16 protein-coding genes are annotated in these 20365 nt (G+C 60.4%); 8 read left to right on the forward strand and 8 right to left on the reverse strand.

Annotated features, from left to right (window positions below; genetic code table 11):
* Positions 1 to 20 precede the first annotated feature (20 nt).
* From gpmI to AB4Z23_RS05835, 6 genes are all read right to left on the reverse strand, one after another.
* A complete protein-coding gene (gene gpmI, locus AB4Z23_RS05810; RefSeq protein ID WP_065687819.1) occupies positions 21 to 1538 on the reverse strand; it encodes a 2,3-bisphosphoglycerate-independent phosphoglycerate mutase in 1518 nt (505 codons plus the stop codon).
* A 212-nt stretch (positions 1539 to 1750) separates the two neighbouring features.
* On the reverse strand, positions 1751 to 3004 hold the full coding sequence (locus AB4Z23_RS05815; protein ID WP_065687820.1) for a dihydrolipoamide acetyltransferase family protein: 1254 nt from the start codon (positions 3002 to 3004) through the stop codon (positions 1751 to 1753).
* A 2-nt stretch (positions 3005 to 3006) separates the two neighbouring features.
* The gene (locus tag AB4Z23_RS05820; RefSeq protein WP_013761697.1) at positions 3007 to 4020 is read right to left on the reverse strand and encodes an alpha-ketoacid dehydrogenase subunit beta; all 1014 of its coding nucleotides are present in this window, start codon (positions 4018 to 4020) and stop codon (positions 3007 to 3009) included.
* A gap of 3 nt (positions 4021 to 4023) precedes the next feature.
* On the reverse strand, positions 4024 to 5262 hold the full coding sequence (locus tag AB4Z23_RS05825; RefSeq protein WP_003511177.1) for a 3-methyl-2-oxobutanoate dehydrogenase (2-methylpropanoyl-transferring) subunit alpha: 1239 nt from the start codon (positions 5260 to 5262) through the stop codon (positions 4024 to 4026).
* 44 nt (positions 5263 to 5306) lie between these two features.
* A complete protein-coding gene (locus tag AB4Z23_RS05830) occupies positions 5307 to 6434 on the reverse strand; it encodes an acyl-CoA dehydrogenase family protein (protein WP_060642351.1) in 1128 nt (375 codons plus the stop codon).
* Positions 6435 to 6446: 12 nt separating this feature from the next.
* Complete coding sequence (locus AB4Z23_RS05835) at positions 6447 to 7610, reverse strand: acetyl-CoA C-acyltransferase (RefSeq protein WP_081308483.1); 1164 nt, start codon at positions 7608 to 7610, stop codon at positions 6447 to 6449.
* Positions 7611 to 7792: 182 nt separating this feature from the next.
* Here AB4Z23_RS05835 and AB4Z23_RS05840 point away from each other — a divergent pair, with 182 nt between their 5' ends.
* The 8 genes from AB4Z23_RS05840 to panB all read left to right on the forward strand — a co-directional run bounded on the left by AB4Z23_RS05840 (position 7793) and on the right by panB (position 16650).
* A complete protein-coding gene (locus AB4Z23_RS05840; RefSeq protein ID WP_003500312.1) occupies positions 7793 to 8266 on the forward strand; it encodes an Lrp/AsnC family transcriptional regulator in 474 nt (157 codons plus the stop codon).
* A gap of 81 nt (positions 8267 to 8347) precedes the next feature.
* Positions 8348 to 9520, forward strand: coding sequence for an isovaleryl-CoA dehydrogenase (locus tag AB4Z23_RS05845; protein ID WP_035199562.1), 1173 nt, complete (start codon positions 8348 to 8350; stop codon positions 9518 to 9520).
* Between the two features lie 8 nt (positions 9521 to 9528).
* Positions 9529 to 11130, forward strand: coding sequence for a carboxyl transferase domain-containing protein (locus AB4Z23_RS05850; protein ID WP_035199563.1), 1602 nt, complete (start codon positions 9529 to 9531; stop codon positions 11128 to 11130).
* Positions 11131 to 11137: 7 nt separating this feature from the next.
* Positions 11138 to 13123, forward strand: a complete 1986-nt coding sequence (locus tag AB4Z23_RS05855; RefSeq protein WP_112674735.1) for an acetyl/propionyl/methylcrotonyl-CoA carboxylase subunit alpha — start codon at positions 11138 to 11140, stop codon at positions 13121 to 13123.
* A gap of 1 nt (position 13124) precedes the next feature.
* Entirely contained in the window at positions 13125 to 14051 is a 927-nt protein-coding gene (locus AB4Z23_RS05860; RefSeq protein ID WP_065687822.1) for a hydroxymethylglutaryl-CoA lyase, read from the forward strand.
* On the forward strand, positions 14041 to 14817 hold the full coding sequence (locus AB4Z23_RS05865) for an enoyl-CoA hydratase-related protein (protein ID WP_113291591.1): 777 nt from the start codon (positions 14041 to 14043) through the stop codon (positions 14815 to 14817). The genes AB4Z23_RS05860 and AB4Z23_RS05865 overlap by 11 nt, the downstream gene beginning before the upstream one ends.
* A gap of 118 nt (positions 14818 to 14935) precedes the next feature.
* Complete coding sequence (gene panC, locus AB4Z23_RS05870; protein WP_065687824.1) at positions 14936 to 15814, forward strand: pantoate--beta-alanine ligase; 879 nt, start codon at positions 14936 to 14938, stop codon at positions 15812 to 15814.
* Positions 15811 to 16650 carry a 3-methyl-2-oxobutanoate hydroxymethyltransferase gene (gene panB, locus AB4Z23_RS05875; RefSeq protein WP_065687825.1) on the forward strand — a complete coding sequence of 280 codons (840 nt, stop codon included), beginning with the start codon at positions 15811 to 15813 and terminating at the stop codon, positions 16648 to 16650. The genes panC and panB overlap by 4 nt, the downstream gene beginning before the upstream one ends.
* A gap of 201 nt (positions 16651 to 16851) precedes the next feature.
* On the opposite strand, the gene rhaI is transcribed toward panB, so the two are convergent.
* Both rhaI and AB4Z23_RS05885 read right to left on the reverse strand, forming a co-directional pair.
* Positions 16852 to 18144 carry an L-rhamnose catabolism isomerase gene (gene rhaI / locus AB4Z23_RS05880; RefSeq protein WP_003511194.1) on the reverse strand — a complete coding sequence of 431 codons (1293 nt, stop codon included), beginning with the start codon at positions 18142 to 18144 and terminating at the stop codon, positions 16852 to 16854.
* A gap of 100 nt (positions 18145 to 18244) precedes the next feature.
* Positions 18245 to 20341 (reverse strand): bifunctional rhamnulose-1-phosphate aldolase/short-chain dehydrogenase, encoded by a 2097-nt coding sequence (locus AB4Z23_RS05885; protein ID WP_065687826.1) that lies wholly within the window; start codon positions 20339 to 20341, stop codon positions 18245 to 18247.
* Positions 20342 to 20365 lie beyond the last annotated feature (24 nt).

Below are 20365 nucleotides of genomic sequence, written 5' to 3' on the forward strand. Positions count from 1 at the left end.
TCTCGCGCATCGTCGCTGGATTACAGGTCGATCAGGCTTTTGCCCGTCATTTCCGCAGGCAGCGGCACATTCATCAATTGCAGCAGCGTGGGAGCGACATCGGCGAGGATACCGTCATGCAGCTTCGCGCCTTCAGGTCCACCGAACAGGATCACCGGCACCGGATTGGTGGTGTGCGCGGTGTGCGGGCCACCGGTTACCGGGTCGACCATGGTTTCACAATTACCGTGGTCGGCAATCACCAGCATGGCGCCGCCAACCTTTTCCAGAGCGGCAACGACTGCGGCGAGCCCCCGGTCCACGGCTTCGCAAGCCTTGATCGCGGCTTGCAGATCGCCGGTATGGCCCACCATGTCGGGATTGGCGTAATTGGTGACGATGAGATCGTAACCCTTGCCGATCGCCTCGACGAATTTCTCCGTCACCTCAGGCGCGCTCATTTCCGGCTGCAGATCGTAGGTCGCAACCTTCGGAGACTTCGGCATGAAGCGGTCTTCGCCCACTTCAGGTTCTTCCTTGCCACCATTCAGGAAGAAAGTGACATGCGGATATTTTTCCGTCTCGGCCAGACGGAACTGCCGCAGACCCTGCTTGGCAACCCAGGCACCCAAAGTATTTTCGATATCGCGCTTAGGGTAAGCCGTCGTCATGAAGGTCGCATGTTTGGTCGAATATTCCACCATGCCAAGCAGCGCCGAAAGCACTGGCTTTTCACGGACAAACCCGTCGAAATCATCCGCACCGATGGCAAGCAGGATTTCACGAGCGCGGTCGGCACGGAAATTCAGGCAGAAGAGACCGTCGCCGGATTTGAAGCCTTCGTAACCACCGATGACCGTTGGCAGGATGAATTCGTCCGTAACATCATTTTTGTAGCTTGCGGCAACCGCGCTCACCGCGTCCGGCGCATGTTCGCCCCGGCCGAGAACCATGGCGTCATAGGCCTTTTCAACACGCTCCCAGCGATTATCGCGGTCCATCGCATAATAACGGCCGATCACCGTGCCGATGCTGGCGCCTTGCGGCAGGCTTGCCGCAAATGCGGGGACGAAGCCCTCTGCGGACTGCGGCGCGACATCGCGACCATCGGTGATGGCGTGCACGACGACCTTCAAACCCAGATCGGTCAGCAGCTTCACCGCCGCCCGACCGTGGACGATGTGGCCGTGAACGCCGCCATCGGAAACGACGCACATCACATGCGCCACGCCGCCCGCAGCCTTCACCTTGGCGGCGAAATCGAGCATCGCAGCATTCCTGAAAAAGCTGCCGTCTTCGATAGCCAGATCGATCTGGCCAAGATCCATGGCGACGATGCGACCGGCGCCGATATTGGTGTGTCCAACTTCCGAATTGCCCATTTGCCCGGTGGGCAGACCGACATTCGGGCCGAAGGTGGTCAGCCGCGCATTCGGGCAGGTGGCGAAAAGCCTATCCATGGTGGGCGTGTTTGCCAGTACCGGCGCATTGCTGGACGTGTCCTCGCTCAGTCCCCAGCCATCGAGAATAGTCAGGACAACGGGTTTGGGAGTGCTCATGAAAGGACCTTCTTCTTCATTCGGTTGCCGACGAACAGCGAAGCGCTGGGCACCGGAGCGCCCCCGTCCGCCACTATGATCATGATGAGAAAACACGCTTCTCGTTCTTTCTCTTCTATACTCGAAGATCGCGAACGCAAGCCTATACCGACACCGAAACAGTTCCGTGAAGCTGAAGTGCTTCACGGAAGAAAATCCTTTTCGAACGAAGCTCAGCCGTCGATGAAGATCAGCGCCGGCTTTTCCAGCAGCGCCTTGATAGCCTGAATGAAGACGGCGGCATCCCAGCCGTCTACGACCCGGTGATCGAAGCTGGAGGAGAGGTTCATCATTTTGCGCGGCACGAAACCGCTGCCATCCCAGACCGGTCGCGTCACGATCTTGTTCACGCCGATGATCGCCACCTCCGGGTGATTGATGATGGGCGTCGAAACGATACCGCCAAGGGGGCCGAGCGAGCTGATGGTGATGGTGGACCCCGTCAACTCGTCCCGTTGCGCGGCGCCGGTGCGCGACGCCTCGGCCACGCGCATAACTTCAGCAGCACAATCCCAAAGGCCGAGCGCTTCCGTGTGGCGAACGACCGGGACCATCAGCCCCGTAGGTGTCTGCGTGGCTATGCCGATATGCACCGCTTCGTAGTGACTGACGACCCCTTTTTCGTCATCGAAGGTGGCATTCATGCCGGGATGATCGGCGACCGTTTTCACAAGTGCGCGCATCAGGAACGGCAGGATCGTCAGTTTCGGCTGTCCTGACCGGCGGTTGCCATTCATGGTCGTGCGCAAATCCTCCAGATCGGTCACGTCGATTTCCTCGACGTAGGTGATGTGGGGAATGCGGGAGACGGACAGCGTCATCTTCTCGGCGATCTTGCGCCTCAGCCCTGTCACCTTCACCTCTTCGACAGCGCTATCGCGGGAAGCTATCGGCGCAGCGGGCCGCTCAGATTGCGACCGTGCGGTCAGAAATGTATCGAGATCGGCGTGGGTGATATGCCCGTCCGGCCCTGTTCCCCTCACTTGTCCGAGATCGATATCGAGATCGTCGGCGCGCTGGCGAACGGCTGGCGACGCCAGAGGTTTATGGTGTTCCACCTCAGAGGAAGGCGGCGCATCCTGTATTTCGCGGGCGGGCTGGATTTCAGCCGCTGGCGGCTCTTCCGTCATGTCGGATGGCGCTTCCGGCTCGGTCACATCCGCGGGGGCAGCAGCAACAGCGGAGGCATTGGTTTCGATGCGCACCAGCGGTGCCTTAACCGCCACCGTATCACCCACCTCCGCTGCCAACCATGTGACGACGCCCGCAACCGGCGAGGGGATTTCAACCGTCGCCTTGTCGGTCATCACAGCGGCCAGCACCATATCCTCGTGCACGGGATCGCCGGGTTTGACGTTCCATTCCACCAGTTCGGCTTCCGCCACACCTTCGCCGACATCAGGCATAGTGATAACAAATTCCGCCATCTTCAGGCCTCCATGACTTCGACGAGGGCGCGCCCGACGCGGGCCGGCCCCGGAAAATAATCCCACTCCTGCGCGTGGGGATAAGGCGTATCCCAACCAGCCACACGGACGACGGGTGCTTCCAGATGATAGAAGCAGTGTTCCTGTACCAGCGAAACGACCTCCGCACCGAAGCCTGACGTGAGCGTTGCCTCATGCACCATGACGCAGCGACCGGTCTTGGCAACGGACTTTACAATGGTGTCCAGATCGAGTGGCAAAAGGCTGCGCAGATCGATGATCTCGGCATCCACGCCCGTTTCTTCCGCTGCGGCGAGCGCAACATGCACCATGGTGCCGTAAGCGATGACAGTGACATCCTGCCCGGCGCGGCGGATTTCGGCCTTGCCGATCGGAATGGTGTAATGTCCTTCCGGCACCTCGCCCATCTCGTGCTTCGACCATGGCGTTACCGGCCGGTCGTGATGGCCGTCGAAGGGGCCGTTATAAAGCCGCTTCGGCTCCAGAAACATCACCGGATCCGGGTCTTCGATCGAGGCGATCAGCAACCCCTTGGCGTCGTAAGGATTGGAGGGAACCACCACCTTTAGCCCGCAGACATGGGTAAAAAGCGCCTCCGGGCTCTGACTATGCGTCTGCCCGCCAAAAATGCCGCCGCCGGTCGGCATGCGCAGGACTATGGGGCAGGTGAAATCGCCATTGGAGCGATAACGAATGCGCGCCGCTTCCTGGGTGATCTGGTCATAGGCCGGGTACATGTAATCCGCGAACTGGATTTCGACGCAGGGGCGCAGGCCATAAGCGGCCATGCCGATGGCCGTGCCGACAATACCGGATTCGCTGATCGGCGCGTCGAAACAGCGTGTCTTGCCATATTTGCCCTGCAAGCCCTGCGTCGCACGAAACACGCCGCCGAAATAGCCAACATCCTCGCCGAATACCACCACATCGTCGCTGCGCTCCATGGACACATCCATGGCGCTGCGGACGGCTTCGATCATCGTCATTCTTGTCATGTCTCACCACCCTGCCTTCTGGCGCTGGCGGGCGAGATGCGGCGGCATCTCGGCGTAAACGCCCTCGAAAATATCCTTCTTTGGCGGCTTGCGGCCCTCATGCAGCGTACCGTGGCTTTCCGCCTCACGCTGCGCCTCAAGCACCTCGTCGGCAATTTCCGCTTCCGCCTGCCGGTGCCGCTCCTCCGACCAGACGCCGCGCAGGATGAGATGTTTCTTCAACCGCAGAACCGGGTCACCCAGTGGCCATGCCTCGGACTCGGTCTTGGGGCGATAAGCGCTCGGATCGTCGGAAGTGGAATGCGCGCCGACACGGTAGGTCACATATTCGATCAGCGTCGGTCCGAGATTGCGCCGCGCCCGCTCCACCGCCCAGCGAGCCACGGCATAAACGGCGAGATAATCGTTGCCGTCGACCCGGAGCGCCGGAATGCCGAAGCCCAGGCCTCTGGCCGCAAAGGTGCCGGAACCGCCGCGCGCGATACCCTGAAAGGTGGAAATGGCCCATTGGTTGTTGACGATATTGAGGATGACCGGCGCCTTGTAGGTGGAGGCGAAGACCAGCGCCGAGTGGAAATCCGATTCCGCCGTTGAGCCGTCACCGATCCATGCTGCCGCGATCTTCGTATCGCCCTTGATGGCAGATGCCATCGCCCAGCCGACCGCCTGCACATATTGCGTGGCAAGATTGCCCGACACGGTGAAGAAGCCATGCTCCTTCGAGGAGTAAAGAACCGGCAATTGCCGCCCATGCAGCGGGTCCAGTTCGTTGGAATAGATCTGGTTCATCATGGTGACGAGCGGGTAATCGTCGGCGATCAACAGACCGGCCTGCCGGTAGGTCGGGAAATTCATGTCGCCTTTGGAGAGCGCCTTGCGGAAGGCGCAACTGACCGCTTCCTCGCCCAGATGTTGCATGTAAAAGGAGGTCTTGCCCTGCCGCTGTGCCATCAGCATGCGGGCATCGAAAGCCCGCAGCCGCATCATGTTCTTCAGGCCGACGAGCAAATCCTCATCCGAAAGCAGCCCGGCCCACGGGCCGACAGCCTCACCTTGATGATTGAGGACGCGGATGATGGAATAGGCCAGATCGCGCATGTCTTCAGGTGCTGCGTCCACCTCCGGGCGTGGCACGGAGCCGGCCTTGGGTATCTTCACATTGGAGAAATCCGGCTGGTCGCCTGGCCGCACCGCTGGTTCGGGAACATGCAGGCTGAGATGCGTGGTTTCGGTAATATCCATTCTACTCCTCCCATCGCCATCTCCTCCAGACGACGAAACAATTTTCAGAGGTTTCGCGCGATGACCATGCGCTGGACATCGCTGGTTCCCTCGTAAATCTGGCAGATGCGTACATCGCGATAGATCCGCTCCACCGGATAATCCGCCATGTAGCCGTAACCGCCGTGAATCTGGATGGCGTCCGAGCAGACACGCTCCGCCATTTCCGAGGCAAAGAGCTTTGCCATCGAGGCCTCCGAAAGGCAGGGCTCGCCCGCTTCCTTCAGCGCCGCCGCATGCAGCACCAGTTGCCGCGCCGCCGTTATGCGCGTTGCCATATCCGCAAGCCTAAACGCAACGGCCTGATGCTCGATGATGGCTTGCCCGAAGGCCTTGCGCTCGCGGGCATAATCCCGCGCCGCCTCGAAAGCCGCCTGCGCCATGCCAACCGCCTGTGCGGCAATGCCGATACGACCGCCTTCCAGATTGGCGAGCGCGATGCGATACCCCTGCCCCTCTTCACCGAGCCGCAATTCGGCTGGGACCGCCATATCGGTAAAGGCAATCTGGCAGGTATCCGAAGAATGCAGACCGAGTTTTTCCTCGATCCTGATTACCTCGTAACCGGGCGTATCTGTCGGCACGATGAAGGCCGTGATACCTTTTTTGCCAGCAGCAGGATCGGTGACGGCGAAGACGATGACGACATCGCCATTCTTGCCCGACGTGATGAACTGTTTTGCGCCGTCGATGATATAGCGGTCGCCATCGCGCCGCGCTTTTGTCTTCAGATTGGAGGCGTCGGAACCGGCCTGCGGTTCGGTCAGCGCAAAACCGCCGATCCATTCGCCGGAGGCGAGCTTGGGGAGGAAACGCTGCTTCTGCTCTGCCGTGCCGAATTTCAGGATCGGCACGCAGCCAACCGAATTGTGGACGCTCATGATGGTGGAACAGGCGCCGTCACCGGCAGCGATTTCCTCCAGCGCCAGGGCGTAAGCGACAGCACCGGTTTCCGACCCGCCATAATCCTCCGAGACCAGCATGCCGAGAAAGCCGAGCTCACCCATTTCTTTCAGCTCGTCTTTCGGGAACCGGCTTTCCCGGTCGCGCGCGGCAGCACCGGGGGCAAGCCGCTCGCGGGCGAAATCGCGGGCCATGTCCCTGATCTGTTGCTGGGCTTCGTTCAGGATCATCTCCGCCTCCCTTCAGTGCCGCTCGACCGCAAGCGCAGTCGCCTCGCCGCCGCCGATGCAGACGGCGGCAACGCCGCGTTTCAGTCCGTGACGCTGCAAAGCGGCCAGCAACGTGACGACGATGCGTGCACCGGAAGCCCCGATGGGATGGCCGAGCGCGCAGGCGCCGCCATGCACATTCACCTTCTCATGTGGCAGATCGAGATCACGCATGGCCGCCATCACCACAACCGCGAAAGCCTCGTTGATTTCGAACAGATCGACATCCTTTGCCGACCAGCCGGTTTTTTCGAACAGCTTTGTCATCGCGCCGTTGGGGGCCGTCGGATATCTGGCGGGTGCATCCGCATGGGATGCCTGACCGATAATGGTCGCCAGCGGTGAAAGGCCTCGTCTTTCCGCTTCGGAACGGCGCGTGAGAACGAGAGCGGCTGCACCATCCGAGATAGAACTGGAATTCGCCGCCGTCACCGTTCCGCCGTCGCGAAAGGCGGGCTTCAGCTGCGGTATCTTTTCCGGCTTTGCCTTCCCCGGCAACTCGTCCACGCCATCATCGCCAACAGGCGCGATTTCCGCTTCGAACGCACCTTCCTCTACGGCGCGTCGTGCCCGTTCCAGTGAGGCGAGCGCAAAATCATCCTGCATCGCACGAGTGAATTGATACTCTTGCGCGCAATCTTCAGCAAAAGTCCCCATCAGCCTGCCCTTGTCATAGGCGTCTTCGAGACCGTCGAGAAACATGTGGTCGGTGAGCTTTCCGTGGCCGAGACGATAGCCGTTGCGGGCGCGGTCCAGCAGATAGGGGGCGTTGCTCATGCTTTCCATGCCACCGGCAAGCACGATGGAAGAGCTTCCCGCCGCAAGCTGGTCATGTGCCAGCATGATCGCTTTCATGCCCGAGCCACACATCTTGTTGATTGTTGTTGCGCCAACCGAGTTGGGAATGGCGGCGGCAATCGCTGCCTGTCTGGCAGGAGCCTGTCCCTGCCCGGCTGAGAGCACGCAGCCCATCAGCACATCGTCGATGTCAGCGGAAGAAATTGCAGCCCGTTCGACGGCCGCGCGGATCGCCGCCGCCCCGAGATCGGAAGCCGCCACCGATTTGAATTCGCCCTGGAACCCACCCATAGCAGTACGGGCGGCCCCGACGATAACGACAGGGTCATGCACAGCCAAATTCACCTCCCTTGGTCATCCTCCCACCGAGAGAACGACCGTCATCGCTATCTCCTCCAGACCGCGACTGACGTGAACGCTATCACTATCTCGAATTCATTTCAAAGCTATTTTGATTGACAGTTTTTTGATTGGCGATATCTTTGATCCAACAATTAGTCATATCATAGAGCAAATGATCCATGATTGAGCTCGACAGTTTCGACCAGAAGATTCTCCATGTGCTTGGCGATGACGGGCGTGTGAGCTGGCGCGATCTGGCGGCCCGGATCGGGCTTTCCTTCACGCCGACACTGCGCCGCGTGCGCAAGCTGGAAGAAGAAGGCATCATTCGCGGTTATACCGCCGTGTTCGATGAGAACCGGCTGCTCGGCAATATGGGCGTCTTCATTTCCGTCACGCTGGAACGGCAGATCAAGGAAGCGCTGACGACGTTCGAGCACCATGTCGCCTCCATTCCGGAAGTGGTGGGCGGCTACCAGACGAGCGGCAGTTCCGACTATCTCATTCATGCAATGGTGCGGGATCTACCGCATTATCAGCAGCTTCTGGATTTCCTGACCACGGTTCCCGGTGTGTCGCGCATCCAGTCCAATTTCGCCATCAAGACATTCGTGCGCCGTTCCGCCGCCTTCACCGGAGGTGACGCGCCATAAATGAGAGTTGCCAGCACGGAGGAGGTGCTGGCCGCTGACGAGAGGGACGGAGATAAAAGGCCGTCCGGAGGAGGAGACGCGATGAGTTTGAACCTCGCCGCCATTTTCGATGCCGATCTCGGCCCGGAAATCGCAGCATTGCGCGACAGCGCAAGAGCATTCGCAGACGATGAAATAGCGCCGCTCGCCGCAGAAATCGATCGCAACGATCAGTTTCCGCGCCAGCTCTGGCCGCGGATGGGTGAACTCGGTCTGCACGGTATTACCGTTTCGGAGGAATTCGGCGGTGCTGACATGGGCTATCTCGCTCATTGCGTGGCGATGGAGGAGATAAGCCGCGCTTCCGCGTCCATCGGCCTGTCCTATGGCGCACATTCCAACCTCTGCATCAACCAGATTCATCGCTGGGGAACGGAAGAGCAGAAGCGGCGATATCTGCCGAAGCTGGTGTCGGGCGAGCATGTCGGTTCGCTCGCCATGAGCGAGACGGAAGCCGGCTCGGATGTCGTCTCGATGCGGCTGAAGGCGGAACGTAAGGGCGACGTCTATGTGCTGAACGGCACAAAGATGTGGATCACCAACGGTCACGAGGCAGACACGCTGGTTGTATACGCCAAGACGGACATGTCCGCCGGTGCGCGTGGCATCACGGCCTTTCTGATCGAAAAAGGCTTCAAGGGTTTTCGCCCCGCACAAAAACTCGACAAGCTTGGCATGCGCGGCTCACCCACCTCCGAACTGGTGTTTACGGATTGCGAGGTCCCGGAGGAAAACCTCCTCGGGCGCTTGAACGACGGCGTGACGGTGCTGATGAGCGGGCTTGATTACGAGCGCGCGGTGCTGGCTGCCGGCCCTGTTGGCATCATGCAGGCGGCTATCGATCTGGTGCTACCCTATGCGCGCGAGCGCAAGCAATTCGGCAAGCCGATCGGCGAATTCCAGCTGGTGCAGGGAAAGCTTGCCGATATCTATTCGGCCATGAACGCCTCCCGCGCCTATGTCTATGCCGTGGCGCGCGCCTGCGACAATGGCCGCATCACAAGGCAGGATGCGGCAGGTGCGATCCTGTTTGCCGCCGAGCGGGCGACGCGAGTTGCACTGGATGCAATCCAGCTTCTCGGCGGTTCCGGCTATGTCAATGAAAGCCCGGCGGGTCGCTTGCTTCGGGACGCCAAGCTTTATGAAATCGGCGCGGGCACCAGCGAAATCCGCCGGATGCTGATCGGCCGCGAACTGGTCAAAGGCAACGGGTGAGGAATGCGATGAAGCTTACATCCAGTCTGAACCGCGATCCCACCTTTTCCGCCAACGTCACCTTCATGTCGGGCCTGGTGGATGACCTGCGGCAGCATGTCGAAAAAATCTCCAAGGGCGGCGGCGACAAGGCGCGCGAACGGCATCTGTCACGCGGCAAATTGCTTGCGCGCGACCGGATAGAGGCACTGCTCGATCCCGGCAGTCCGTTTCTCGAATTCTCGCAATTCGCAGCATACGAGGTCTACGACGAACCCGTTCCGGCCGCCGGCATCGTCACCGGCATCGGTCGGGTCGCAGGCCGTGAATGCGTCATCGTGGCCAATGACGCGACGGTGAAAGGCGGCACCTATTATCCGCTGACGGTCAAGAAACATCTGCGCGCGCAGGAGATCGCTGCCGAAAACCACCTGCCCTGCATTTATCTGGTCGATTCCGGCGGTGCGAACCTTCCCAATCAGGACGAGGTTTTTCCCGACCGCGATCATTTCGGCCGCATCTTTTACAATCAGGCCAATATGTCGGCGGCAGGCATCGCCCAGATCGCCGTGGTGATGGGAAGCTGTACGGCTGGCGGGGCCTATGTGCCTGCTATGAGCGACCAGTCCGTGATCGTCAAAAATCAGGGCACGATCTTCCTCGGCGGCCCGCCGCTGGTGAAGGCCGCAACGGGCGAAGTGGTGAGTGCGGAAGAACTGGGTGGCGCGGATGTGCATTCGCGGCAATCCGGCGTGACTGATCACTATGCCCACGATGACCGCCACGCGCTTTCGCTGACCCGAAGGATCGTCTCCACCCTCAATCGCCGCAAACGCGTGGAGCTGGATATTCGCGAACCCGCAGAACCGCTTTATCCATCGGAGGAGCTTTACGGCATCGTGCCCACCGATACGCGCAAGCCTTTCGAGGTGCGCGAGATCATCGCGCGTCTGGTGGATGGTTCCGAATTCGACGAGTTCAAGGCGCTTTACGGCACGACGCTGGTCTGTGGTTTCGCCCATATCCACGGTTATCCCGTCGGCATCGTCGCCAATAACGGCATTCTGTTTTCGGAATCGGCGCTGAAGGGCACGCATTTCATTGAACTCTGCTGCCAGCGCGGCATTCCCCTGGTTTTCCTGCAGAACATCACCGGCTTCATGGTCGGCAAGGCCTATGAGGCTGATGGTATCGCGAAGGATGGCGCCAAGCTCGTTACGGCCGTTGCATCGGCTAAAGTGCCGAAATTCACCGTCATTATCGGCGGCTCCTTCGGTGCGGGCAATTACGGCATGTGCGGGCGCGCCTATTCGCCGCGCTTCTTGTGGATGTGGCCGAATGCGCGCATTTCCGTCATGGGCGGCGAGCAGGCGGCATCCGTTCTGGCGCAAATCCGGCGCGACGGCATCGAGGCGGATGGCCGCCACTGGTCCAAGGAGGGCGAGGAGGCGTTCAAACAGCCGATCCGGGAAAAATACGAGCGGGAAGGTCACCCCTATTATGCCAGTGCAAGGCTGTGGGACGATGGCATCATCGACCCGAAGGACACCCGCCTCGTGCTCGGCCTTGGCCTGTCGGCCGCGCTGAACGCGCCGATTGAACCCACCCGTTTCGGCATATTCAGGATGTGAGGCGACGATGTTCTCAAAAATACTGATCGCCAACCGCGGCGAAATCGCCTGCCGGATCATCCGCACCGCCCGCAAGATGGGCATCCGCACCGTCGCGGTCTATTCGGATGCCGACCGCGACGCCATGCATGTGGCGCTGGCCGACGAGGCCATTGCGATCGGTCCTGCACCTGCCCGCTCGTCGTATCTCGATGCTGAAAAGATCATCGCCGCCGCACAGGCAAGCGGCGCGCAAGCCATTCATCCCGGTTACGGTTTTCTCTCGGAGAATGCCGGTTTCGCCGAAGCCTGCGCCTCTGCCGGCATCATTTTCATCGGCCCGACACCCGATGCCATCCGCGCCATGGGCGGAAAAAGCGAGGCGAAGGCGCTTATGGCGAAGGCGGGCGTTCCCGTGGTGCCCGGCTATCACGGCGAGGATCAGGCCGACGAAAAGCTTGCCGGCGAGGCAGAAGCCATCGGCTATCCGGTTTTACTCAAGGCTTCAGCTGGCGGCGGTGGCAAGGGCATGCGCGTTGTCCGTGAAAAGCGTGAATTTGCGGCAGAACTCGCCGGCGCAAAACGCGAAGCGCTCGCCGCCTTCGGCAATGACCGTATGCTGATCGAGAAATATCTGGAACGGCCGCGACATGTGGAGGTGCAGGTCTTTGCCGATGGCCATGGCAATTGTCTTTCGCTTTTCGAGCGCGATTGCTCGATCCAGCGCCGGCACCAGAAAGTCATAGAGGAGGCCCCTGCCCCCGGCCTGCCCGATACGCTCAGGCAACGCATGTACGACGCGGCGGTCGCCGCCGCCCGCGCCATCGACTATCGCGGGGCTGGAACGGTGGAGTTCCTGCTCGACCCGTCCGGCGCGTTCTATTTCATGGAAATGAACACGAGGCTTCAGGTCGAGCATCCGGTCACGGAATATATTACCGGGCTCGATCTGGTAGAATGGCAGATCCGTGTTGCGAATGGAGAGGCGCTGCCGGACGACTGGGGCAATCTGCGCATCAACGGCCATGCCATCGAGGCACGGATTTACGCCGAAGACCCGACGCATGATTTTCTGCCGTCAATCGGCACGGTCAGCCACCTCGCCTTTCCGGAAGAAGGACCTCACCTTAGGATAGATAGCGGCATACGCACCGGCGACGCCATCAGCGTGCACTATGATCCGATGATCGCCAAGCTGATCGTCTGGGATTACGACCGTCTGTCTGCCGTGCGGCGTCTGCGTCTTGCACTCGAAAAACTGGCGATTTGCGGCGTCACCAGCAATGCCGCCTTTTTAACACGGCTTGCAGGGCTGGATGCTTTCGCCGCCGCCGAACTCGATACCGGCTTCATAGCCCGCAACGAAGCGGCGCTCTTTGCCCCCGGAGCCACGGGCGAGAACGAAATAGCTTTGGCCACGCTCGGCCTGCTTCTCTCACGCCGGAACGGGGCCAAGCCGCAGGCCGATCCTTATAGCCCTTGGAACAATACGAACTCTTTCCGCCTCAATGCGCCAGCGCGGGAAACCCTGCGTTTCGTCCTGGATCAACAGCCGGTCGATGTCGCCGTTAAACATGAGCCAGATGGTTTTTCACTGGAGATCGGCACGCGGGCAATCCGCGCTCATGGCAGCATCTCACAAGACGGCGCACTGCGGGCGACCGTCGATGGCAGGCAAAGGCAGTGCCGTTTCTTTGCCAGCGATAACGGCCACGCGCTTTTTCTGGATGGCGAGCACTATCGCATCAGCCAGCCCGACCCGGTCGATGTAGCGGATACCTCCACCCATACCGGCGGTCTGGAAGCCCCGATGCCCGGCGTCATCCGCGCCATTCTAAGCAAGCAGGGCGCAGCGGTTGAGGCCGGTGACGCGCTTGTGGTGATGGAGGCGATGAAAATGGAGCACACTATCCGTGCGCCAGCAAAAGGCACCGTCACCGCCATCAACTGCGCCGAAGGTAATATGGTCGAAGCCGGCGCCATGCTGGTGGATTTCGAACCGGAGGGCGCATGAGATGGCCTTGCCCAAAACCGTCAAGATCGTCGAGGTCGGCGCACGTGATGGCCTGCAAAACGAAACTGCTGAGGTTCCCACCGCCATCAAGATCAGGTTGATCGAGCGGCTGGCTGCGGCCGGATTGGCAGCGGTGGAGGCGGGAGCCTTCGTTTCGCCAAAAAAAGTTCCGCAAATGGCAGGGTCGAAGGAGGTGCTTCTAGGCCTCAAACGACACCCCAATACCGCCTATCCGGCGCTCGTTCCAAATATCAAGGGTTTCGAGGCCGCCGTTGAAGCCGGTGTGACGGAGATAGCCGTTTTCGTGTCCGCATCCGAAGGCTTCAGCCAGCACAATATCGCCTGTTCGCGCGCCGAAAGCCTCGAGCGCCTGCGCGATGTTTCGGAGGCAGCTGCCAGCCGTAACATCCGCATGCGCGGCTATGTCTCCTGCATCGCCGGTTGCCCCTATGACGGCGCGGTCGCACCCGAAGATGTGGCGGCGATGGCCGAAGCGCTTGTCGCCATGGGATGCTACGAAATCTCGCTCGGCGATACGATTGGTGTCGGCACGGCCGGGCAAATCCGCAAGCTCATCCAACATGTATCGACCCGCATCCCGCGCGAAAAACTCGCCATGCATTTCCACGACACCTATGGGCAGGGCGTCGCCAATGTGCTGGCTTCGCTTGAGGAAGGTATTTGTGTGTTCGACAGTTCCGTGGCCGGGCTCGGCGGTTGCCCCTTTGCGCCGGGCGCAAGCGGCAATGTCGCCACCGAAGACGTTGTTTATCTCCTGCACGGGCTTGGCATCAAAACCGGCATCGACCTGATGACGGTGGCGAGAACGGGAGACTGGATAAGTCGCCATCTCGGCAGGGCGAATGCGGCACGCGCAGGTAAAGCACTGCTTGCCGTAAAGATGGAGGATAATGCACATGGTGGGTGAGCTGTTGAGCGAGAAGCGCAAGGACGTTCTGTGGCTGACGCTTAACCGGCCGGACGTCCACAACGCCATGAACGCCGCGATGACGGACGCCTTGACGCATGCGATCCGGACGGCCTCCAGCGACGGCGACCTGCGTGCCGTTGTGATAACGGCGGCGGGCGACCGTAGCTTCTGCTCAGGGGCCGATCTGAAGGAAAGCGCTGGTGGCATGTTCCTCTCGCGAGACGGAACGAACCCCATCGCCAATGTGATGCGCGCTATCGAGACCTGCAACAAAATCGTCATCGCCCGCGTCAATGGCCGGGTGCTGGCGGGTGGGCTAGGCCTTATCGCGGCCTGCGATCTCGCTTATGCCGCCGATCATGCTGAGTTCGGCCTGCCGGAAGTTCGCGTCGGGCTTTTCCCGGCCATGGTGGCGGCGAAACTTCTGGCCAAAATACCGCTGAGCCGCCTCCACGAAATGGCCTATCTGGGGCAACCGGTCACCGCCGCAGAGGCCGAAGGCATCGGCCTCATCAACCGCACGGCGCCACGTGCCGAACTCGATGGCGTGATCGAGGGAGTAATCGCCCGCTTGCGGCAGAACGCGCCGGGCGCAGTCGCCGCCGGAAAGGCAGCGCTGCTGAGGATGCGCGACATGCCGGCCAGTGAACGGCTCGCCTTTGCCGAAAGCGTCATCGCGAAGATCAGCAGCAGCGAGGAGGCGCGCGAAGGCAGAGACGCCTTCGCTGGAAAACGCCCGCCGATCTGGGCTGGCGGGTCCTGAACCACCGCTCAAGGTCTTAATCGATATAATGCCCAAAGTCGCGTTGACCCCGTTCGGCAAATCGAGTTCTATCCACCACCTTTCGCCGGAGGGCGATCGGGGAGCCGGAGGAGAACCTATGCGCCTTGTAAAAACCGTCGCCGAGTTGCGCGGTCTGACCGCCAAGTTTCGTCGCGATGGCAAGACCGTCGGCTTCGTGCCGACCATGGGTTTTTTGCATATCGGCCATCTGACGCTGGTTGCCAGGGCGAAAGCGGAGAACGACGTGACGGTGGTCTCGATCTTCGTCAATCCGCTGCAATTTGGAGCCAATGAGGATCTTGCCCGTTACCCCCGCGATCTCGCCCGCGATAGCGCGCTGCTGGAAGAGGCAGGTGTCGACATTCTTTTCGCACCCGAGGTTACGGAGATGTATCCGCGCCCGATGCAGACCGTGGTGGATGTGCCGGAACTGGGAAGCCAGTTGGAAGGTGCGGTACGGCCGGGGCATTTTGCCGGGGTTACGACTGTTGTCACTAAGCTTTTTAATCTCGTGCAGCCGGGTGCCGCCTATTTCGGTGAAAAGGACTACCAGCAGGTAACGCTGATCCGGCGCATGGTGGACGATCTCGCCCAGCCAGTCCGCGTCGTTCCCGTCGCCACCGTACGTGAGGCGGATGGGCTCGCCTGCTCCTCGCGCAATGTCTACCTGAGCCTTGAAGAGCGTGCCGCCGCCGTAATTGTGCCGCGCGCGCTTGATGAGGCCGAGCGGCTGTACGATGAGGGCTGCGACGACCCGGCCACTTTAGAAGCGGCGATAGAAAAATTCATCGCCAAGGAGAAGCTGGCGTTGCCCGAAGTCGTGGCGGTGCGCGATCCCGACACGCTGGCCCCCGTGGTTTCGCTGCAGGCGGGGCCTGTGCTGGTGGCACTGTTCGTGCGGGTCGGCAACACCCGCCTTCTCGACAACCGCGTCATCGGACGTGATAAAACCGGCAAACAGGAGGCTGCACGATGAGCACGCACGCGAAACAGAAGCGGCTGACGACAGCCTCCATCAAGCAAATGAAAGGCGGTGCGCGCATCGTCTGCCTCACCGCCTATACGACGCCGATTGCCCGCCTGCTCGATCCGCATTGCGACCTGCTGCTGGTTGGCGATTCAGTCGGCATGGTACTTTATGGCATGGACACGACGGTCGGCGTCACCCTGGATATGATGATCGCCCACGGCCGCGCCGTCATGCGTGGTGTGGAACACGCCTGCGTCATCGTCGATCTCCCCTTCGGGACCTATCAGGAATCAAAGGAACAGGCGTTCCGCAACGCCGTGCGGCTGATGCAGGAAACCGGCTGTGATGGCGTGAAGCTGGAAGGCGGTGAGGAAATGGCCGAAACCATCGCCTTTCTCGTGGCGCGCGGCATTCCGGTGTTCGGCCATGTCGGGCTGATGCCGCAGCTGGTCCACACCGCCGGAGGTTTTCGCTCTCTTGGGCATTCAGATGCGGAAACGCAGAAAATCTGGCGCGATGCGATTGCGGTCGATCAGGCCGGTGCTTTCGCCATTGTCGTGGAAGGTACCGTCGAGCCGCTTGCGCGCGAATTGACCGAAAAACTCTCCGTCCCGACTGTCGGCATCGGCGCATCACCGGCCTGCGATGGGCAGGTGCTGGTTTCCGACGACATGCTCGGTCTCTTCACCGATTTCAAACCGAAATTCGTCAAACGTTTCGCCGATCTGGGTGCGACCGTTTCACAGGCAGCGGCAGGTTATGCCGAAGAGGTGCGCTCCGGTGCGTTTCCGGGGCCGGAGCATACGTTTCAGGTCCGCAGGCAATCGCCTTCCGGGGAGTGAGGGAACGGCGCAGAGGAGTTGGTGAGGTGGTGACGGACACCTTCACCTTCGTCACGCTCGGGCTTGTCCCGAGCATCTGCTACCTATCTATTTTGTGAAATGTCGGCAGATCCTCGGCACAAGGCCGAGGATGACGTCGCGTTTGCGGCAAGGTTTGTAAGTAGGCTCGGCTTCTCCGCCTGTCCCCTCAAACCCCAACCCCTAAACAATCCCGCCGCTGCCGCCGACCGAAGCCGGGCGTTCCGCCGCAACCCGTTTGCGATAACCACTCGCCCGGTAGGTGGCAACAGGATCGATCGCGCCGCCCGCCAACTGCCTTGCTTTAGCGAGAACCGGCTCGACATCGGTGCGATAGGCCCGTTTCAGCGTATCGGAGGCCATCAACGCATCGTTGTCTTGCTGGTAGCCATCCAAAGCCGCGCGATCCACCAGCAGCGCCTGCGCATAGGCGCGGCGGATTTCGTTGGCACTGGAAATCAGGCTTTCGATTGGGTCGGTCACATTGTGCGACTGGTCGATCATATGGGCGGGATGGAAGCCCTTCACGCCACGATGTTCGGCATCTACCAGCTCGTTGAAGACGAGGAACAGGCGGTAAGGCTCGATGGAGCCGGCATCCAGATCGTCATCGCCATATTTCGAATCGTTGAAGTGGAAGCCACCGAGCTTGCCGAACTGGATGAGCCGGGAGACGATCATCTCGATATTGGTGTTCGGCGCATGGTGACCGAGATCAACGAGGCAGAACGCCTTTTCACCGAGCGTATTGGCGATGAGGTAGTTGGTGCCCCAATCCTGCACGACGGTGGAATAGAAAGCAGGCTCGAACATCTTGTGTTCGGAAAAGATGCGCCAGTCATCCGGCAGCGCCTTGTAGATATCGGCCATGGCCGCGAGATAGCGCTCGAAACTTCTGGTGAAATTGCTCTGGCCGGGGAAGTTGGAACCATCGCCCACCCACACCGTCAGCGCCTTGGAACCAATGGCTTTACCGATCTCGATACATTCGATGTTGTGCTCCACGGCTTGGCCCCGCGTTGCGGCATCGGTGTGGCTGAGCGAACCGTATTTGTAGGAATGGCTCTGATCCGGTGCATCCGAGAAGGTATTGGAATTCATGGCGTCGAAGCCGAGACCTAGCGTGTCGGCATGGTCCTTCAAACGCTTCGGGTCCTGCTTGTCCCACGGAATATGCAGGGAGACATTCGGGGTCGCCCGTGTCAGCTGGTTGATGACGGCGCAATCATCCAGCTTGTCAAAAATGCCGCGGGGCTCACCTTCGCCCGGAAAGCGGGCGAAACGGGTGCCGCCGGTGCCGACACCCCAGGATGGAACAGCGACGAAGAATTCCGCGACCTTGGCGGTGACAGCATCGATATCGATGTTGCGGCGCGCAAGCTGGTTGCCCAGCGCATCGTAGTCGTCCTTCAGCGCGGCGGCGCGCTTGTCGTTTTCGGCCGCGATCACATCGGCGGCGATTTTGGTGTCGGTCATCTCTTCCTCCCCGGAATCGGTCCAGTGCATGCTCGATCATCGCCCCCTCCGTCATTCCGGCATTCAGCCGGGATGACGGAGGTGAGACGTGCCGAAATTCCTACCGCGTAAAGCTCTGCGCATTGCCGGCATCGACATTGATGATATTGCCGGTTGATTTGGCCGACGCGTCGGACGCCAGGAAGTAGATCGCTTCGGCGATGTCTTCCGGGAACACATTGAGCTTCAGCATAGAACGCTTGCGGTAATGTTCCTCCAGATCGGTCACCTCGATCTTCGACGAGGCCGCGCGCTGCTCGCGCCACTCGCCGTTCCAGATCTTCGAACCGCGCAGAACGGCATCGGGATTGACGGTGTTGACGCGAATGCCGGCTTCCGCCCCTTCCAGAGCAAGGCAACGGGCAAGATGGATTTCAGCCGCCTTGGCCGTGCAATAGGCAGAAGCATTGGGCGAAGAGGCAAGACCGTTTTTAGAGGCGACGAACACCACGTTACCGCCGAGATTTTGACGCCTGAGTAGCCGGAATGCTTCCCGCGACACGAGGAAATAACCCGTCGCGAGAATATCGATATTCTTGTTCCACATGGCAAGCGTCGTGTCTTCCACCGGTGCAGACGAGGCGATGCCGGCATTGGAGACGAGAATATCCACGCCGCCAAATTCCACGCTCGCTTCCGCAAAGGCGGAAATGACCGCGTCTTCCTGCGTCACATCCAGCTTGACGCTGCGCACCGCATCAGCACTGTAGCGCTTCGCGAAATCGCCCTTGGCCGCCTCCAGCGCCGCCTCGTCAATATCGGCGAGAACAACGCAGGCGCCCTCCGCTGCCAGCCTTTCCGCCGTCGCCCGGCCGATGCCGCCGGCGCCACCGGTGACAAAGGCCACGCGTCCGGCAAGGCTTTTCGGCTTCGGCATGCGCTGCAGCTTTGCCTCTTCCAGCAGCCAATATTCGATATCGAAGGCTTCCTGTTCGGGTAGGCCCTGATATTCGGACACGGTGGAAGCGCCGCGCATGACGTTGATGGCGTTGACGTAAAATTCACCGGCGATACGGGCGGTCGCCTTGTCCTTGGCGAAGGACAGCATGCCGACACCGGGGATCAGGAAAATCACCGGGTTCGGGTCGCGTATATCAGGCGAATTATCATGGCGGCACGCCTCATAATATCTGACGTAGTCGGCGCGGTAGGCCTCAAGCGCCTTGTCGAGACCGGCTGTCAGCGCATCCACATCGGGATTTGCCGTATCGAGATCGAGGATCAGCGGGCGGATTTTCGTGCGCAGGAAATGATCCGGGCAGGAGGTGCCGAGATTTCCGAGCGGCTTCAGATCCTTCGAATTGACGAACTCCAGAACCGCGTCCTGATCATCGAAATGGCCGAGCTTGCGCTCCTCGCGGCCGATCCGACCACGGATTTCCGGCATCAACCGCGCAGCAATCGCGCGGCGTTCGGCAAGTGGCAGGCTCCTGGCAACGGCACCGCCGAAAATCGTCCTGCCTTCGGTCTTTGCCGCAAACCATTCGATCGCCTTGTTGATGATGGCGAGCGTCAGCTCGTAACATGTCTTGGCGTCGTTATCCCAGGTAAACAGACCGTGGCTTTCCAGCACAACGCCCTTGGCCTCGGGGTTGGCTTTTACGAAAGCCTCGAGATCGAGACCTAGCTGGAAACCGGGACGGCGCCAGGGAAGCCAGCCGATGTCATCGCCAAAGATCTGCTGCGTCAGTTCTTTCGAATTTTTGGAGGCGGCAATCGCGATGATCGCATCCGGATGCATATGATCGACATGATCAAAAGGCACGAAGCCGTGCAGCGGCGTATCGATGGAGGCGGCGCGTGGGTTGAGGTTGAAAGTGCAATGCGGCAGGAAGCCGACCATGCGGTCCTCATCCTCGACACCCTTGTAAATGCCCTTTAGCGCTTCCAGCTTGTCGAGATAAAGCGTCGCAAAGCCATCGAGCTTGATGGTCCCGACATCGCCGCCGGACCCTTTAACCCACATGACGCGGACTTTCTCGCCCGTCAGCGGATCGGTTTCGAGCACCTTCGCGGATGTGTTTCCGCCGCCGTAATTGGTGATGCGCTTGTCGGCGCCAAGCAGATTGGAGCGATAAAGCAGCTTGCCAGGCTCATCGAGCGTTTTGGCATAGGCATCGTCCCAACGGCTTTCGAGAAGGCGGGATTTTCCCGTCATGTCTTCCTCCCAAGTCAAGTCTGC

This window comes from Agrobacterium sp. MCAB5 (assembly GCF_052114365.1).
In the GTDB taxonomy this organism is placed as follows: domain Bacteria; phylum Pseudomonadota; class Alphaproteobacteria; order Rhizobiales; family Rhizobiaceae; genus Agrobacterium; species Agrobacterium tumefaciens.

Coding starts and splice junctions, on each gene's coding strand:
- gpmI (WP_065687819.1), bottom strand. CDS start 1,538: ATGAGCACTCCCAAACCCGTTGTCCTGACTATTCTCGATGGCTGGGGA.
- AB4Z23_RS05815 (WP_065687820.1), bottom strand. CDS start 3,004: ATGGCGGAATTTGTTATCACTATGCCTGATGTCGGCGAAGGTGTGGCG.
- AB4Z23_RS05820 (WP_013761697.1), bottom strand. CDS start 4,020: ATGACAAGAATGACGATGATCGAAGCCGTCCGCAGCGCCATGGATGTG.
- AB4Z23_RS05825 (WP_003511177.1), bottom strand. CDS start 5,262: ATGGATATTACCGAAACCACGCATCTCAGCCTGCATGTTCCCGAACCA.
- AB4Z23_RS05830 (WP_060642351.1), bottom strand. CDS start 6,434: ATGATCCTGAACGAAGCCCAGCAACAGATCAGGGACATGGCCCGCGAT.
- AB4Z23_RS05840 (WP_003500312.1), top strand. CDS start 7,793: ATGATTGAGCTCGACAGTTTCGACCAGAAGATTCTCCATGTGCTTGGC.
- AB4Z23_RS05845 (WP_035199562.1), top strand. CDS start 8,348: ATGAGTTTGAACCTCGCCGCCATTTTCGATGCCGATCTCGGCCCGGAA.
- AB4Z23_RS05850 (WP_035199563.1), top strand. CDS start 9,529: ATGAAGCTTACATCCAGTCTGAACCGCGATCCCACCTTTTCCGCCAAC.
- AB4Z23_RS05855 (WP_112674735.1), top strand. CDS start 11,138: ATGTTCTCAAAAATACTGATCGCCAACCGCGGCGAAATCGCCTGCCGG.
- AB4Z23_RS05860 (WP_065687822.1), top strand. CDS start 13,125: ATGGCCTTGCCCAAAACCGTCAAGATCGTCGAGGTCGGCGCACGTGAT.
- AB4Z23_RS05865 (WP_113291591.1), top strand. CDS start 14,041: ATGGTGGGTGAGCTGTTGAGCGAGAAGCGCAAGGACGTTCTGTGGCTG.
- panC (WP_065687824.1), top strand. CDS start 14,936: ATGCGCCTTGTAAAAACCGTCGCCGAGTTGCGCGGTCTGACCGCCAAG.
- panB (WP_065687825.1), top strand. CDS start 15,811: ATGAGCACGCACGCGAAACAGAAGCGGCTGACGACAGCCTCCATCAAG.
- rhaI (WP_003511194.1), bottom strand. CDS start 18,144: ATGACCGACACCAAAATCGCCGCCGATGTGATCGCGGCCGAAAACGAC.
- AB4Z23_RS05885 (WP_065687826.1), bottom strand. CDS start 20,341: ATGACGGGAAAATCCCGCCTTCTCGAAAGCCGTTGGGACGATGCCTAT.